Here is a 16,306-nt window from a genome sequence, read left to right as displayed (position 1 = left end):
ATGGGGACTTATGCGGTGCGGCCGACGATCTCGCGGACCGAGCCGTAGCCGTGCCGCCGCAGCCGGCGGGCGAGCTGACGGTTGATCCGCGACGGCCACAGGGGACCTTCGTAGATGAGGCCGGTGTATCCCTGCACGAGGGTGGCACCGGCCAGCAGCCGCTCCCAGACGTCGTCGACGTCCTCCGCGCCGCCGACCGAGACGAGCGTGAGCCGGTCTCCGGCCTTCTGGCGCAGGCGGCGCAGCACTTCCAGTGAGCGGGCCTTGAGCGGCCGTCCGGACAGGCCGCCGGTCTCGGTGCTCGCGACGCCCTCGCGGCTGATCGTGGTGTTGGTCGCGATGACGCCCGCCAGCTCCAGCTCGGTGGCGAGCTCGGCCACGGCGTCCACGTCCTCGTCCGCCAGGTCGGGCGCGATCTTCACGAGCAGCGGGGTGCGCCCGGCCGCCTCCTTCACCGCCGACAGCAGCGGGCGCAGGCGGTCGACGGCCTGCAGGTCGCGCAGGCCCGGGGTGTTGGGCGAGCTGACGTTGACCACGAGATAGTCGGCGAGCGGCGCGAGCCTGCGGGCGCTGTCCACGTAGTCGCGCACGGCCTCGGACTCGGGCACGACCTTGGTCTTGCCGATGTTGACGCCGACCACGGCCGGGATGTGGCGCACGCGGCGCAGCCGCTTGGCGGCGGCCGCCGCCCCGGCGTTGTTGAATCCCATCCGGTTGATGATCGCCCGGCTCTCGATCAGGCGGAACAGCCGCGGCCGGGGGTTGCCCGGCTGGGCGTGCGCGGTGATCGTGCCCACCTCGACGTACCCGAATCCGAGCGCCGACAGCGGCTCGACGCACCCGGCGTCCTTGTCGAACCCGGCGGCGAGCCCGAACGGCGAGGCGAAGTGGACGCCGAACGCCTGGACGCGCAGCGACTCCGCCTTCGGCGCGAGCAAACGGTGCAGCAGCCGCACGAGGGGCGGGAACATCCCGAGCAGGCGGAGCAGCCTGATCGTGAGGTGGTGGACGGCCTCCGCGTCGAGGCGGCTCAGGACCTGCGTGAACACGAGTCGATACATCACGGAAAGACTATCGCCCGGTCGCCTCGCACTTCGGCCCGCAGGGTCCGGTGCCGTACGCCATGTCAGTCGGGCCGGGGACGGGCCTCGGCCGTGGGCTGGGGCAGCGGCACGTGCGACGCCGTACGGAGGGTCAGCGCGGAGTCGAAGCCCAGCAGCCGCAGCAGCCGCGACACCGGCGGGGCCGGGCGGACGAAGGTCACCCGGCCGCCCCGCTCCCGCACGTGCGCGTCGGCCCACAGGAGGCTCCGCGCGCCCGCGCAGTCGAGGAAGCCGACCCCGGCCAGGTCGATCTCGACGTGCCCGGGCCCGTAGGTCGCCAGCGCCTGCCGGAGGCGGGCACGCAGCTCCGGCACCCCGGACAGGTCGAGGTCGCCGTGCACGGCGACGCGGACGCCGGCCTCAGACGGCGTGGTCTGGATTCGCAACATTCCTCTGGCCCTGCTCGCCCAGCAGCTCCGCCGCGAGCTCGGACACCTTCCGTCTGCTGTCCCTGGCCTGCTTGCGCAGTCCGGTGAACGCCTGCGAGGCCGTCAGGTCGTGTTTGCCCATGAGATAGCCGATGGCCCGCTCGATCACGACGCGGTAGTCCAGGGCGTACTGGAGCTGGCCGGCCAGCGCCGCCTTCTCGTCCGCCTCCATCGACGCCACGAGGACCTGCTCGATCACGTGCGCGTACGCGTGGAGGGACTGGGTGTCGCTCTCCTGCCACTCGTGCGGCGCGTCCTGGTAGACGTTGAGGGTGCCCACGGGCACGCCGCCGAGCCGGATCGGCACTCCCGCCACCCCGCGTACCTCGGGGTGCAGCAGGTCACGCAGGGCGGGCCAGCGCCGGTCCGACCGCACGTCGGCCGTCGTCACCGCGGTGTCGCCCGCGTACGCCGCCACGCACGGGCCCTGGCCCGTCACCGCCTGGGCGCGCTCCAGGCTGCGGCCGCGCTCGTCGGTGGCGAAGAGGTAGCGAAGCGTGCGGTCCTCCTCGGCGAACATCAGGCCCGCGCCGGAGTATCCGAAGAGCCGGTCGACCACTTGGACGATGCGCTCAAGGTGGTGCACGATCCCGGTCGCCGCCCTGTCCTTCTGCAGACGTCGCAGGCTGGTGAGAAGAGCCTCAGGATCGATATAAGTCATTCCGTGTCCTCTCGTGAACCTCACCTCGCACGGCCGTGGCCTGGGGGAAGAGGCGCCGATTCGGCCATCACGACTGCCCGGAGAGGGCTCGGTCAGTCCTGATCTCCGCCAGATCTGACGTGATCCCCCATGCGGGATCTTCGATGGGCCTGGCGGAGTGCCGGTGAGGACGTTCTCGAGAACGGACGACGCGTCCGATGCCATCGCGAGCCCACTTTCGTACGGAGAAGCGGCCGCGGACACAGGGCGGAGTGTTCCTCAGCCTAGTGGGCTCCGAGCGGTGGTAGCCAGGTGATCCCGGAGGTCGCCGGAAGGACCGGCAACCGCCGGGACTGCGAGAGGCATGAGAAATCCGCCCTCCCGCAGGGGAAGGCGGATCGGAGAACGCCGGGAAGACGGCGTGGTGGCGGACCAGTGGGACCTACGCGGGCCGGGCCCTGTCTTGGTTCCGGCGTCCTGCTCCGGCGTCTCGTCCGGGCGTCTCGTCCGGTCGGCTCGTCCGGTCGGCTCGTCCGGGCGGCTCGTCCGGGCGGCTCGTCCGGGCGGCTCGTCCGGGCGGCGTACGAGGCCGGGATCGCTGCCGTCGCCGGACGAGCGTGAGCGGATGTCGGCCCTGCTCGCCCGGCTGCCGCACAGCATGGCCATGCCAGGGGACTAGCCCTTGACCTTCTTGCCCTCGGGGGTGACGGCGTGCCACTCGCCGCCGAAGTCCTTCACGTCGTTGCCGAGCACGTCGCCGGCCTTCTGGTCCTTCGAGTAGTAGTAGAGCGGGTGCTTGTTGTAGGTCACCTGCGTGGTGCCGTCCTCGCGGTGGAGGGTCCCGAGCAGGTTCGGGTGCACACCCGTGCCGGCCTGGGGCGCGCCGACGGTGAGCACGGGCGGCCACGCGGCGGCGCACGCCTGGGTGCAGGCCGAGGTGCCGCCCTTGTCCTTCGTGAACAGGTACACCGTGCGGCCCTCGATGCCGACCAGCACGGTGCCGAGCGAGGTGGACGCCGTGTCGATGCGCGCGGGCCCCGTGGGGGACGCCTGGACGGGAGAGGTCGGCGACGCCGGGTAATCGGTGGCGGACGGCGTCGTCTCCGGCTGGTTCTCGGAGGGCTCGGGCGTCTGCGACTCGTTGAGCTGGTCGTTGGCGACGCGGCTGGCGTCGTCGCCGGCACCGCCGCATCCGGCGGCCAGCAGGCTGATCGCGACCGCGCCGGCATACAGCAGTTTCCTCATGTTCGGCCTCCTGGAGAGTGAGCGAGTCGGCTCCAAGGACACACGCGGCGACGGCGGCCCCGCCGCCCGGACGCGAAGATCCAGGACAGGCCTTTGCCGTTTCGTGGGTTCCCGCTCACGGGGCTCTCACCACCCTCAGGGCGATTCCGCCACCGATGGGGATGACCATCTGGATCCGGGGGAAATCGCAGTAAGCCGTACGGGCAGGGCGGTGCGCCCCGACACGTGAACCGATCACAGGGGGGTGCCGAGGCCACCGGCGCGTGCGATGACATGCTGAGGCTGCGACGCCCGCCGGCGCGGCCGTCCGGCCCGGCGGGGGCGGCGTCTCCGGCGAACCGCCCCCCTTCGCCCGATCTCGTGTGACAGACAAGGAGCGTCCGGATGGCCGAGCGTACGCAACCGCCCACCATGGAACCGTCGGAGCTGAGGCGCCGCCTCGGCCGTACGGGAGTGTGGCTGTTCTCACTGTCGAGAACGGCGACCGCGGACGAGGCCAGAACGGCCGCGGCGGAGATCGAGCGGCTCGGATATCCGGCGCTCTGGGTGGGCGAGGCCCCGGACGGGCGGGAGGCGTACACGAACTCGGCGCTTCTGCTGTCGTCCACCGAGCGGCTGCACGTGGCGACGGGCATCGCGAACATCTACGGCCGGGACGCGGTGGCCGCGGCCAACGGCGCCGCGACCTTGGCCGAGGCATGGGGGTACCGGTTCGTGCTCGGCCTCGGTGTGAGCCACAAGCCGCTGGTCGCCCCTCGCGGCCACGAATACTCCGCGCCACTGCGGCTCATGCAGGACTACCTCGACGGGATGGACCAGGCGTCGTTCGGCGTGTTGCCGCTGGCGGAGAGGCCGCCCCGGGTGCTGGCGGCGCTGCGCCGCCGGATGCTCGAACTGGCGGCGCAGCGCGCCCAGGGGGCGCACACGTACTTCGTGCCGCCCGAGCACACCGCGAAGGCCCGCGAGATCCTCGGGCCGGACCCGGTCCTCGCCCCGGAGCAGGCAGTGGTGGTCGAGACCGACGCCGGGCGCGCCCGGGAGATCGCCCGCGAATACGCCGCCTTCTATCTCTCCCTGCCCAACTACATCAACAACCTGCGCGAGCTGGGCTTCTCCGACGACGACTTCGCGGGCGGGGGCAGCGACCGGCTCATCGACGCGATCGTGGTCTGGGGCGAACCGGAGACGATCGCCGAGCGGGTGCGCGCCCACCACGACGCGGGGGCCGACCACGTGTGCGTACAGCCACTGGCCGATTCGGTCGGCACGCAGACAGAGCACCTGCGGCTGCTGGCCCCGGCTCTCCTGGGATGACGGCGTGACCACGGCGGCTCCCGGGCGGGGGCGCGGCGAGCAGGGCGAGCAGAACGGCCAGGGCGGCCAGAACAGGCAGGACGGTCACGACAGGCAGAACGGGCAGGACGGGCAGGACGGGCAGGACCCGCTGATCCCGCCGGACCCGACGAGCCTGGAAGCATGGATGCGCCAGGTGCTCGGCCTGGCCGGCGCCCGGGCCTCCGCGTTCCCCCCGCCCCTGCCCACTCCGCCTCCGCTGCGCACTCCGCCCCCGCTGCCCGCTCTTCCGCCCCTTCCGTCCACCGGGCCGGGTCACCCGGGTCGTTCCGCGGACGCGGACGGCCCGGACCCCGGCGGGCACGCGAAGTAGCCCGAGCGGGCCGCGCGGGTGGCCCGGCGCCTGGTGGACACCCCCTTCCGCGGCAGAGGGGAGCGGCGGCGTAGGGTCCGGTGCATGACCGATCACTACGATGTCGTCGTCCTCGGCGCAGGGCCCGGCGGCTACACCGCCGCGGTCCGTTCGGCCCAGCTCGGGCTCACCACAGCGGTCGTCGAGGAGCGCTACTGGGGTGGTGTCTGCCTCAACGTCGGATGCATCCCCTCCAAGGCGTTGCTGCGTAATGCCGAACTCGCACACATCCTCACGAACGAGACCAAGACGTTCGGCATCCAGACGGACGGCCCGATCACGCTCGACTACGGCGCGGCCTTCCGCCGCAGCCGCCAGGTCGCGGACGGGCGTGTCAAGGGCGTCCACTATCTGATGAAGAAGAACGGCATCACGGAGTATGACGGCCGGGGCAGCTTCACCGGGCCGAACTCCATGGAGGTGCGCGGCGCGGACGGCTCGGTGCGCACGGTGACGTTCGGCCACTGCATCATCGCGGCCGGAGCGACGACCCGCCTGCTGCCGGGGACGTCCCTGTCCGAGCGCGTGGTGACGTACGAGGAGCAGATCCTCAGCGAGACGCTGCCGGAGAGCGTGATCATCGCGGGCGCCGGCGCGATCGGCGTCGAGTTCGCGTACGTGCTGCACAACTACGGCGTGAAGGTCACGATCGTCGAGTTCCTCGACCGGATGGTGCCCCTGGAGGACCAGGAGGTGTCGGCCGAGCTGGCGCGGCGCTACCGGCGGCTCGGCATCGACGTGCTGACCTCCACCCGGGTCGAGTCGATCGACGACAGCGGCGACAAGGTGCGGGTCACGGTCTCGAAGAACGGCGAGACGTCCGTGCTGGAGGCCGACAAGGTGCTGCAGGCCATCGGCTTCCAGCCGCGTGTCGAGGGATACGGCCTGGAGAACACCGGCGTACGGCTGACCGAGCGGGGCGCGATCGCCGTGGACGGCCGCTGCCGTACGAACGTGCCGAACATCTTCGCCATCGGCGACGTCACCGCGAAGCTCATGCTGGCGCACGCCGCCGAGTCGATGGGCATCATCGCCGCCGAGACCATCGCGGGGGCCGAGACGATGGAGCTCGACTACGTGATGATCCCCAGGGCGACCTACTGCCAGCCGCAGATCGCGAGCTTCGGCTACACCGAGGCCCAGGCCCGCGAGCAGGGCTTCGACGTGAAGGTGGTCAAGTTCCCGTTCACGGCCAACGCCAAGGCGCACGGCCTGGGCGACCCGAGCGGGTTCGTCAAGGTCCTCAGCGACGCGAAGTACGGCGAGATCCTCGGCGCCCACCTCATCGGGCCCGAGGTGACCGAGCTGCTGCCCGAGCTGACCCTGGCCCAGCAGTGGGACCTCACCGTGCACGAGGTGGCGCGCAACGTCCACGCCCATCCGACCCTGGGCGAGGCGGTGAAGGAGGCGATCCACGGCCTGGCCGGACACATGATCAACATGTGAGCAGGTCATGGGCCGCACGGTCGGCTTCCGTGGGGCGGTGCGCATGGACGTGCTGCGGCGGATGGGCGTCCTGGACGAGATCCGCCGCCTGCGCACCGGCCCGGGCCCATGGCGGCCACCTCGACAACGCTCCAGGACTGTGCGGCCTGAAATGCGGAAATGCCGATTACCGAACACATATTCGGCTCCCGCCGCCATTCCTTGGGAAACACTTCCCACGGCGCCGATTAATGGTCGGCTACGCTGGGAGATCAGGCCGTACGCGAAACGCCGTGGCCGCGTGCGGGCGAACAATGCGAGGGCGGCCCGATGGCGAGGGACAACGCGAAAAACACCGGCTCCCCGGTCGGCGCGAACACGCTGATGACCCTCATGCGCGAACTGGCATTCCCGCCGTGCGCGATCGAACGGACCTCGGTGGTGCCGCAGGACGTCACCCGCCGGGAGAACGACGCGGAGCACTCCTTCACCCTGGGCCTGGCCGCGGTCTGCCTCGCCCCGCTGGTCGACCCCGCCCTCGACCCCGGCCGGGTCGCCAGATATGCGCTGGTCCATGACCTGCCCGAGGTCCACGCGGGCGACGTCTCCGTCTACGCCGGCCCGGCGGAACGCGAGAAGAAGGCCGTGCGCGAGGAGGAGGCGCGGGAGATCATCGCCCGTGACTTCGGCGGGACGTTCCCCTGGCTGGTGGAGGACCTGTACGGCTACAAGGCGCAGCACGACCCGGAAAGCAGGTTCGTCCACGCCCTCGACAAGCTGCTCCCCCACGTCAACGTGCTGCTGGCCGATCATCACCCGCTGCGGCCCACCTGGGCGGCGTACAAGCGCACGGAGATCACGGCCAGGCGGAAGATCCGCATGAGCTGCCCGGCACTGCTGCCGTTGTTCGACGAGCTGTGCCGGGAGTTCGCGCGGCGCCCGCACCTGTTCTCCGGCGGGCTGTCACCTGGCGTGGGAGATGACGATGTTCGCGACGGCGAGCAGGGCCGCGCCGCAGACCGCGCACAGCACCCTCAGCGACAGGTCGGCGCCCGGCCCGAGCACGGCGGGCAGGGCCACGAGAACGGCCCCGGCCGCGGCGGCCGACGCCCGCGTGAGGAGACGCGACCGCGAGCGGCGCACGATCACAGGAAATCCGGCGCTCGTCGTCAGTGAGCCGCCTCCCGGCTCCGGGCCCGCCCTGGTGTCGGCGGCCAGTGTGATCCCGACCCGCGCGAGCGCGTCGAAGCGCAGCAGCTCGGGCCGCAGCCAGAACTCCACCGTGTCGTACCGCGACGCCACGTCGTACGAGTCGTCGGACGCGATCTTCAGGAAGGTGCCGTCGGTCGCGCAGACCAGCCGCTTCGGGGCCGGCGTGTAGCCGTCGGAGTAGAAGCTGACCCGTATCCGCACGGAGTCGCCGTCGCTCAGGTGCAGCCGCCCCTCGGCGTCGAGCACGCCCGTCCTGCCCCTGCCCAGCAGCGGCTCCTCGGTGCGTACGAAGTAGCAGGTCCTGTACGTGGGATGCCGGGCCAGCCGCCGGGCCACCCCGAGCCACGCCTCCGGGTCGTCGCCGGGCCGTTCGTGCAGGTGGAGGTCGGGGAAGCGGGTGGTGGCGGGATACCAGCGCCCGCCGTTGGCCTCCGCGAGCCGGTCCACGAACCAGCCGCCCCTGGCCCTGATGTCCGCCTCGGTGAGCGGGAAGTCCTCCAGGTTCGCGTAGTCGTCCACCCGGAGCCGGAAGACGGCCATGTCGGCCACGCACGCGGTCGCCACCACCGTCGCGAAGCGTACGGGCACGACGAACGGCTCGGTCTCGGGCGACTCCCGGTCGGCCAGGAACGCCACGAGGCACCGCCGGCCGACGGCGGAGCCGCTCGCGATCGCCTGTTGCAGGGCGCCCGCCACGTAGTCGATCTCGTAGCGGAACTGGATGATCGCCCCTCTGGGCAGGGCCAGCGCCCGCAGCACGTCCTCCGCGTAGCGCCGCCTGCTGTCGGACGACAGCAGCAGCACCGAGGGCCGGGCTTCGTTTGCGCGCCCGGCCATGGACGCGGTCATGTGCCGGGTCATGGCCGCCTCCGGAGCTCGTCCAGGTCGCGCAGGCGGTCGGCGAGCGCGAGGAAGCGCGGCCACACCCGGTCTCTCGGCAGCTCGTCGAGGCGCAGGCGCGCCGCGCTCTCGTACCGCAGCCCCCGATCGGCCAGCGCCCGGTGCTCGCCCAGGGTGATCGGCTCGCGTACGCCGTCCGACTGGTCGGCGGTCAGGTCGATGACGAACCGCCGGGGATCGTGGGCCGGGCCGATCTCGACCCAGCAGTGATGGCTCACGTCCTCGACGTCGTCGCGGCCGACGCGCAGCCGCCCGTAGCAGTAGACGGGTTCGAGCAGCAGGTCGGTGCGGAGCGTGCGGGCGAGCCAGACGGAGGTGACCCCGCACTGGCCCCTGGGATCGCCCGCCGCGACCGGAGACTCCTGATAGCGCGGATGGACCGTGCGCTCCGACCAGCAGGGCTCCAGCATCCGGCGGTAGCCGAGCAGGCGGTCCCGCCACTCCGGCGAGGCGAGGTCCGCCTTGAGAGGCCGCACATGGTCGCCGCCCGAGTGGGTGCGGCTCGACACCCTGATCAGGCCCTCGATCCCGGCGACGTTCCGCTTCGCGGCCGGGGTGACCCCGAGGGCCATGAGCACGTTGTCCGGGGTGTCCAGGAGCTGCGGCACCGACTCCCCGGACATCCGGCGGGTCTGGAAAAGGCCTTTGCCGTCGTAGCAGTACGCCACGGGCGACAGGGCGACCGGCCGGAATCCCGACGCGACGAATGAGGTGCCGCAGAAACCGAGCATCGGATTGTATGCCGTGATGACATAATCTCCGGCGTTTTTCGCCCTGATCTCCCGGACCGCGCGGGCGATGGTCAGGCTCATGAGGTTCGCCGGAATTCCCGCCAGCCCGTGCATTCTTGTCAGGACCATTACGCGTTCCGGATTCACGTCCAGCCCGTGCCCGGTGAGCGCGTCGAGGACATACTGGCGGTCGCACCGCGAGAAGGCGGCGTACGTGATCGGCATCGTCGCGCCCGGCAGGAAGAGCCCGAACTGCGCGGCGGTGTCGGCCCTCTCGCTGTGGAGGTAGTGCAGTCTCGACTGGACCAGGTGGCCGGCGCTCGGCCCGACCTCGGCGAAGCGCAGGCGGGTGCGGTAGCCGTCGCCGAACGACAGGCTCAGGTCGCGGTGTGCCTTGTGCACGTTGAGGAGGACGGAGGCATGGGCCTGGTGGGCGGCGTCCTCCGCCGACTGGCGCACCTGCGCCGCCCTGACGACTGCCTGCAGCCGTATCTCCTCGTACACCTTGTCCGGAGACCAGCCGGCGATGGCCGGCCTGCTCAACCGGGGCAGGTGCAGTCTTACCTGGATCTCCAGGGTCCGGAGGCCGACTCCGACCGTCTCGGCGTCCGCGCGGATGCGCGTCCCCATCGCGCCGACGAAGGTCTCGACATCCGGATCACGAAGCCCGTCCACTCGCGCGCCCTCGCTTCGCGCTTTCTCCCTTCGCGGCGTACGCGTGGTCTTGGGCACTTCTTCTCCCGCAATCCGCGAGAATCTTGTCAGTGACGCCGTCAAGGATAGAACTCGGACCGCACGCCGTCAGGGTGCCCATCAAGTTGGTATCACCTTTTATCGGATTCGCCGGAATTGCGAGCCGATTTTTCATTGACGCCCGCTACGACAGACGCGAAGACGGCTCCGTCGGCGGCGGCTCTGCAGGCACCTCTCCAGGCGGCGGCTCTGCAGGCGGCGGCTCTGCAGGCGGCGGGGTCGGCGGGTAGAGGGCCGCGAGCGCGTGCGCGGTCACCGCCATCTCGCGCCGCAGCTCGGCCGGCTCCAGGACCTCCACCTCGGCCCCGAGTTTCAGGAACTCCGTGCGCGCGTGCGTCACCGACTCGACGGGCACCGTGGCGGTGACCCAGCCCCGCTCGTCCGGCGGGCCCGCCGTCTCGTCCACCGCCCCGGCGACGACCGAGCTCATGACCTCCCCGAGCCGCTCCCGCCCCTGCGGCGACAGCCGGATCACCGCCTGCCCGCGCAGCAGCCGTGACCGGAAGCCGGCCAGATGCTCACGCCAGTGCCGCTCCAGGTCGAAGCCGTCCGGGCGCTCGAACGTCTCGTCGGTCACGGTGAGGGCGAGGATCTGGCCGACCCGGTAGGTGCGCAGCGCACCGTCGCACCGCGCCACGAGGTACCACTTCCCCGCCTTCAGGACCAGCCCGTACGGCTCCAGCCTCCGCTCGACCTCGCAGGGCTCCGCCCAGCGGCGGTAGCGGACGTGGACGACCCGGGTGTTCCAGACGGCCTCGGCGACCTCCGGCAGGTACGGCGACCGGTCGCCGTCGTAGTACCAGCCGGGCGCGTCGAGGAGGAAGTGCTCCCGCACCCGCCGCGCCTCCTCCCGCAGCCCGGCGGGAAGCGCGGCCTCGATCTTCAGCTCCGCGGCGGCCAGCAGCGCGCCGAGACCGAGGTCGGCGGCCGGTCCCGGCAGCCCGGCCAGGAACAGCGCCGCGGCCTCCCGCTCGGTCAAGCCGGTGAGCCGGGTGCGGAAGCCGTCCATCAGCCGGTAGCCGCCCTCGTGCCCGGCCTCGCCGTACAGGGGGATGCCTGCGGCGTGCAGCGACTCGACGTCGCGGTAGATCGTGCGGACGCTGACCTCCAGCTCGTCGGCGAGCTGCCGGGCCGTCATCCGGCCACGCGACTGCAACAGCAGGAGGATCGACAGCAGCCGGGACGCACGCACGCCCTCACCATCGCACGACTCCACTGACGAAGGGTGTCAGTGAAGCGGACCTACCGTTCCCGGCATGGCCTTCACGGAGAAACTGCTCTTCGTGCCGCCCCCGATCGAGGTGAGCGGCTATCACGTCAAGCGCTACCACGTCACCGCCGACCCGGACGGCATCGCCCCCGAGGTCGAGAAGGCGGCCTACGCCGTCCTGCCCGAGCTGCTGCCGGAGCCGGACGGCACGCCCCCGGCCGCCTTCGTCGTCCTCCACAGGGGCGGGGACGACGGGGCCTACATCAACACCTACACCTGGGCCTGGGACAACGCCCTGCACTGCGGCATCGCGGTGGCCGGTCAGCCCGTGCTGGGCTGCCCCGACCGGGACCCCACCCACTTCGTCCGGCTGGAACGCCCGCTCATCGGCTGCGTCTGGGAGCTGCCGCCGATCCTGCACGAACGCGATGCGTGGGTGCGGCACGTGCTCGCCCCCGACCGGCCCGACCTCGCCGCGTACCTCGCCGACACGCTGCCCGAGGGCACGACGGGAGACCACCGATGAAACGACCACGCGTGCCGATCAGGGGCGACGCCCCGGGCGCTTGACCGGGAGATCACCTCGGGTGATCGTCGGGGCCTGCTCCACGAACCGGTCCCCCTTTCGACCCCGGAGTGATCGATGCGAAGAGCCCTGGCGCTCCCCGCGGTCTTCCGCCCGAACGGCACAGTCTGCTCGGCGCTGTGACCGGCCCTGTGATCGAGGCTGTGACCGGCGCTTTCTTGGCGTGATCAGGGAGTCGTCTTGCACCCGGTCTTGAGGGCGGGGTGAGAGACTCCTGAGCAAGCGCCTGCCGTGTCAGGTGCGAAAACCCCGCGGCTCATCGCCAAAAAACAAAGCCGCCCGGTGTGGTAACGGCGAAACCGCTGGAAGCCCGCCCTCCTCGCCGCGAAGGCCGAGGAGGGCGGAGCCCGCCGAGTCCCCCACCGAGCCCCCCGCCGAGTCCCCCACCGAGTCCCCCACCGAGTCCCCCACCGAGTCCCCCACCGAGTCCACCCACCGGGCCCCACCGAGCCCACCCACCGGGCCGCCCGTCGAGAGCTCCGTCGAGAGTTTCCGTGCAGGGCCCGCTGAGGAGCCGTTCCAGGGCCGTTCAGGGGCCCGTTGAGGAGGCGCGGTCGAGCACAGGGCCCGGTCAGGACGGGCCGCCGTCCGAGGGGTCACCGTCCGAGGGGCCGCCGTCCGGGGGTCACCGTCCGAGAGGCCGCCGTCCGGGGGGGCCGTATCCGCCGCCGCCGGGGGTCTCGATCTCCAGCACGTCACCCGGCTCGACCCGGATCGAGTCGCATCCCGCCAGGTGGACCACGTCTCCGTCCGCGCGCCGCACCCGGTTGACGCCCAGCGCGCCGGGCGCGCCGCCGGCCATGCCGTACGGCGGCACACGACGGTGGCTGGACAGCACGCTGACCGTCATCGGCTCGCGGAACCGGATGCGGCGCACGGCCCCGTCGCCGCCGCGCCACCGTCCCGCGCCGCCGCTGCCGTGCCGTACGGCGAACTCCTCCAGCAGCACCGGGAACCGCCATTCCAGCACCTCGGGGTCGGTCAGCCGGGAGTTCGTCATGTGGGTCTGCACCACCGACGCCCCGTCGAACCCGTCTCCCGCCCCGGACCCCGAGGCGACGGTCTCGTAATACTGACGCCGTTCGTCGCCGAAGCTGACGTTGTTCATCGTCCCCGACCCCTCGGCCTGGACGCCCAGCGCGGCGTAGATCGCGCCGGTGATCGCTTGCGAGGTCTCGACGTTGCCCGCGACCACGGCCGCCGGGTACGTGGGGGCCAGCATCGACCCCTCGGGCACGACGATCCGCAGGGGCCGCAGGCAGCCGTCGTTGAGCGGGATCTCGTCGGCCACCAGGGTGCGGAAGACGTACAGCACGGCGGCGGTGACCACGGCGGACGGCGCGTTGAGGTTGGTGTCGAGCTGGGGCGAGGTGCCGGTGAAGTCGATCATCGCGGTGCGGCGGGCGTGGTCCACCGAGACGCGCACCGCGATCACGGCTCCGGAGTCCGTCTCATAGCGGTAGCTCCCCTCGCTGAGGGCGTCGATGACCGCGCGGACCGAGCTCTCGGCGTTGTCCTGCACGTGCCGCATGTAGGCCCGCACGACGTCGAGGCCGAAGTGGCCGATCATCGCGCCGACCTCCTCGACACCCTTGGCGTTCGCGGCGATCTGCGCGCGCAGGTCGGCCAGGTTGGTCGCGGGGTCCCTGGACGGGTGCGGCCCCTCGGTGAGCAGCCGCCTCGTCTCCTGCTCGCGCAGGCCGCCACGGTCGGCCAGCAGGCGGCAGTCGAACAGCACGCCCTCCTCGTGGAGGGTCCTGCTCATGGCGGGCATCGAGCCGGGCGTCAGCCCGCCGATCTCCGCGTGGTGGCCGCGGGAGGCCACGAAGAACAGGATCTCCCGGCCCGCGTCGTCGAAGACGGGGGTGACGACCGTGATGTCCGGCAGGTGGGTGCCGCCGTGGTAGGGGTCGTTGATCGCGTACACGTCGCCGGGCCGGATCCCGTCGCCCCGGCGGCGGATCACCTCCTTGACGCTCGCGCCCATCGACCCGAGGTGCACCGGGATGTGCGGCGCGTTGGCGACGAGATCGCCGCCCGCGTCGAACAGCGCGCAGGAGAAGTCGAGCCGCTCCCGGATGTTCACCGACTGCGCGGTGGCCTCCAGCCGCGCGCCCATCTGCTCGGCGACGGACATGAAGAGGTTGTTGAACACCTCCAGCATCACGGGGTCGGCCGCGGTGCCCACGCCCGCGGCCCGGGGGCGGGCCCGCTCCCGTTCCACAAGCAGGTGCCCGTACGGCGTCACGCCTGCCCGCCAGCCGTCGTCGACGACGGTGGTCGCGTCGGCCTCGGCCACGATGGCCGGGCCGGTGACCGCGTCGCCGGGGCGCAGCCGTTCCCTCCGGTAGAGCGGCACCTCGCGCCACGCGCCGCCGGTGTACATCCGGACCGCCTCGGGCGCCCCGGCGTCCGATCTCTCGGCGAGGACCGAAAGATCGGGCCGCTCGGTCAGGCCCACCGCCTCGACGGAGACCGCCTCCGCCACCAGCGGCCGGTCCATGAGGAAGGAGTAGGTCCGCAGGTGGGCGGCCTCGAACGCGGCCACCATCGCGTCCGTCTCGGCCAGGTCCACCTGCAGCGGCGTGTCGGTGCCGTCGTAGCGCAGCCGCACCCGCCGGCTCACCCGGATGCGCTCGTCCGGCACCCCCTCATCTGACAGCTCGCGGCGGGCCGCCGCCTCCAGGGTGCCGGCGAGCCCGGTCAGGCGCCGCGTCGTGGCGGGGTCGAGCCGGGCCTCGACCGACTGCTCCCGCAGCACGGTCGTGTCGGCCAGCCCGATGCCCAGGGCGGACAGCACGCCCGCCATCGGCGGCACCAGCACGGTGCGGATGCCGAGCGCGTCGGCGACCGCGCAGGCGTGCTGCCCTCCGGCGCCGCCGAACGTCGTGAGGGCATATTCGGTGACGTCACGGCCCTTCCGCACGGAGATCTGCTTGATGGCGTTGGCGATGTTCGCGACCGCGACCCGCAGATAGCCCTCCGCGACCTGCTCGGGATCGCGCTCGTCTCCGGTGCGGTCGCGGATGTCGGCGGCCGTCTCCGCGAACCGCCGCCGCACCTCGTCCACGTCCAGCGGCAGGTCGCCGTCCGGGCCGAAGACCTCGGGGAAGTGGCCGGGCTGGATGCGGCCGAGCATCACGTTGGCGTCGGTGAGGCACAGCGGGCCGCCGTTGCGGTAGCAGGCCGGGCCGGGGTCGGCCCCCGCCGAGTCGGGGCCGACCCGGTAGCGCCCGCCGTCGAACCGCAGGACCGACCCGCCGCCCGCCGCCACCGTGTGAATGGCGATCATCGGCGCGGACAGCCGTACGCCGGCCACCTGGGTCTGGACGACCCGCTCGTACGCGCCCGCGTAGTGGGACACGTCGGTCGAGGTGCCGCCCATGTCGAAGCCGATGACCTTGTCGAACCCGGCAAGCCGGGACATGCCCGCCATGCCCACGACGCCCCCGGCCGGGCCGGACAGGATGGCGTCCTTGCCGCGGAAGTGCCCGGCCTCGGCCAGCCCGCCGTTCGACTGCATGAACATCAGCCGTACGCCGGGCAGTTGGCGGGCCACCGACTCGACATATCGGCGCAGGACGGGAGACAGATAGGCGTCGATTACGGCGGTGTCGCCGCGCGGCACCAGCTTCATCAGCGGGCTGACCTCGCTGGAGCAGGACACCTGGGCGAAGCCCGTTCGCCTGGCCAGGCTCCCGATCGCGCGTTCGTGCGCCGGGTGGAGGTGGCTGTGCAGGCAGACCACCGCGACCGCCTGGACGCCCTCCTCGCGCAGCCGACGCAGCTCCGGCGCGAGCGCGTCGAGGTCGGGCGGGCGGAGCACCGTGCCGTCGGCGGTGATCCGCTCGTCCACCTCGGCCACGTGCTCGTACAGCATCTCCGGCAGCACGATCCGCCGCTCGAAGATGTGCGGGCGGTTCTGGTAGCCGATGCGCAGCGCGTCGCCGAACCCCTTGGTGATGACCAGCGCCGTACGCTCGCCGCGGCGTTCCAGCAGGGCGTTGGTGGCGACCGTGGTGCCCATCCGCACCGACTCGATCCGCTCGACCGGGATCGGCTCTCCCTCGGGGACGTCCAGCAGGGCGCGGATGCCCGCCACCGCCGCGTCGGAGTAGCGCGCCGGGTTCTCCGACAGGAGCTTGCGCGTCACCAGCCGTCCGTCCGGGCGCCGGGCGACGACGTCGGTGAACGTCCCGCCGCGGTCCACCCAGAACCGCCACCGATCTCCGGACATCGGATCCCCCTCCGCACGCGTACATCCCCGTGCATCGAGGGCGCATGCCCAGACATAAATAGGGCGACGGATCTCCACATGCCGGACATATGATCGAGTGCCGTTTTCCGGATCACCCGGACCGGCTTCAG

Annotated in this window: 12 protein-coding genes; 5 read left to right on the top strand and 7 right to left on the bottom strand. The window is 71.8% G+C overall.

What is annotated here, in order from left to right:
* Window positions 1-8: 8 nt before the first annotated feature.
* The 4 genes from HCK04_RS29350 to HCK04_RS29335 all read right to left on the bottom strand — a co-directional run bounded on the left by HCK04_RS29350 (window position 9) and on the right by HCK04_RS29335 (window position 3,416).
* Window positions 9-1,061, bottom strand: coding sequence for a quinone-dependent dihydroorotate dehydrogenase (locus HCK04_RS29350; protein ID WP_142650614.1), 1,053 nt, complete (start codon window positions 1,059-1,061; stop codon window positions 9-11).
* Window positions 1,062-1,126: 65 nt separating this feature from the next.
* On the bottom strand, window positions 1,127-1,492 hold the full coding sequence (locus HCK04_RS29345; RefSeq protein ID WP_142650613.1) for an STAS domain-containing protein: 366 nt from the start codon (window positions 1,490-1,492) through the stop codon (window positions 1,127-1,129).
* Window positions 1,464-2,192, bottom strand: a complete 729-nt coding sequence (locus HCK04_RS29340; protein WP_168066357.1) for a GAF and ANTAR domain-containing protein — start codon at window positions 2,190-2,192, stop codon at window positions 1,464-1,466. The genes HCK04_RS29345 and HCK04_RS29340 overlap by 29 nt, the downstream gene beginning before the upstream one ends.
* A 654-nt stretch (window positions 2,193-2,846) precedes the next feature.
* Window positions 2,847-3,416: a hypothetical protein gene (locus tag HCK04_RS29335; RefSeq protein ID WP_142650611.1), complete on the bottom strand. Its 570-nt coding sequence runs from the start codon at window positions 3,414-3,416 to the stop codon at window positions 2,847-2,849.
* 384 nt (window positions 3,417-3,800) lie between these two features.
* Here HCK04_RS29335 and HCK04_RS29330 point away from each other — a divergent pair, with 384 nt between their 5' ends.
* The 4 genes from HCK04_RS29330 to HCK04_RS29315 all read left to right on the top strand — a co-directional run bounded on the left by HCK04_RS29330 (window position 3,801) and on the right by HCK04_RS29315 (window position 7,722).
* Window positions 3,801-4,730, top strand: coding sequence for a TIGR03620 family F420-dependent LLM class oxidoreductase (locus HCK04_RS29330; RefSeq protein ID WP_240971920.1), 930 nt, complete (start codon window positions 3,801-3,803; stop codon window positions 4,728-4,730).
* Between the two features lie 4 nt (window positions 4,731-4,734).
* Window positions 4,735-5,082 carry a hypothetical protein gene (locus HCK04_RS29325; RefSeq protein WP_168066355.1) on the top strand — a complete coding sequence of 116 codons (348 nt, stop codon included), beginning with the start codon at window positions 4,735-4,737 and terminating at the stop codon, window positions 5,080-5,082.
* Between the two features lie 84 nt (window positions 5,083-5,166).
* Entirely contained in the window at window positions 5,167-6,567 is a 1,401-nt protein-coding gene (lpdA, locus tag HCK04_RS29320) for a dihydrolipoyl dehydrogenase (RefSeq protein ID WP_142650610.1), read from the top strand.
* Window positions 6,568-6,876: 309 nt separating this feature from the next.
* On the top strand, window positions 6,877-7,722 hold the full coding sequence (locus HCK04_RS29315; protein ID WP_142650609.1) for an HD domain-containing protein: 846 nt from the start codon (window positions 6,877-6,879) through the stop codon (window positions 7,720-7,722).
* A gap of 893 nt (window positions 7,723-8,615) precedes the next feature.
* On the opposite strand, the gene HCK04_RS29310 is transcribed toward HCK04_RS29315, so the two are convergent.
* Both HCK04_RS29310 and HCK04_RS29305 read right to left on the bottom strand, forming a co-directional pair.
* Window positions 8,616-10,064, bottom strand: coding sequence for a hypothetical protein (locus HCK04_RS29310; RefSeq protein WP_142650608.1), 1,449 nt, complete (start codon window positions 10,062-10,064; stop codon window positions 8,616-8,618).
* 202 nt (window positions 10,065-10,266) lie between these two features.
* Window positions 10,267-11,334, bottom strand: a complete 1,068-nt coding sequence (locus tag HCK04_RS29305; RefSeq protein WP_142650607.1) for a WYL domain-containing protein — start codon at window positions 11,332-11,334, stop codon at window positions 10,267-10,269.
* 64 nt (window positions 11,335-11,398) lie between these two features.
* On the opposite strand from HCK04_RS29305, the gene HCK04_RS29300 reads away from it, so the two are divergent.
* Window positions 11,399-11,878, top strand: a complete 480-nt coding sequence (locus tag HCK04_RS29300) for a hypothetical protein (RefSeq protein ID WP_142650606.1) — start codon at window positions 11,399-11,401, stop codon at window positions 11,876-11,878.
* Between the two features lie 685 nt (window positions 11,879-12,563).
* Here the strand turns inward: HCK04_RS29300 and HCK04_RS29295 are convergent.
* Window positions 12,564-16,175 carry a hydantoinase B/oxoprolinase family protein gene (locus HCK04_RS29295; protein WP_142650605.1) on the bottom strand — a complete coding sequence of 1,204 codons (3,612 nt, stop codon included), beginning with the start codon at window positions 16,173-16,175 and terminating at the stop codon, window positions 12,564-12,566.
* Between the last annotated feature and the right edge of the window lie 131 nt (window positions 16,176-16,306).

Origin of the sequence: Microbispora sp. CL1-1, assembly GCF_012034195.1 — a bacterium.
GTDB lineage: Bacteria > Actinomycetota > Actinomycetes > Streptosporangiales > Streptosporangiaceae > Microbispora.
The sequence above is the reverse complement of the archived record's forward strand: the minus strand, read 5'-3'. Positions and strand labels throughout refer to the sequence as shown.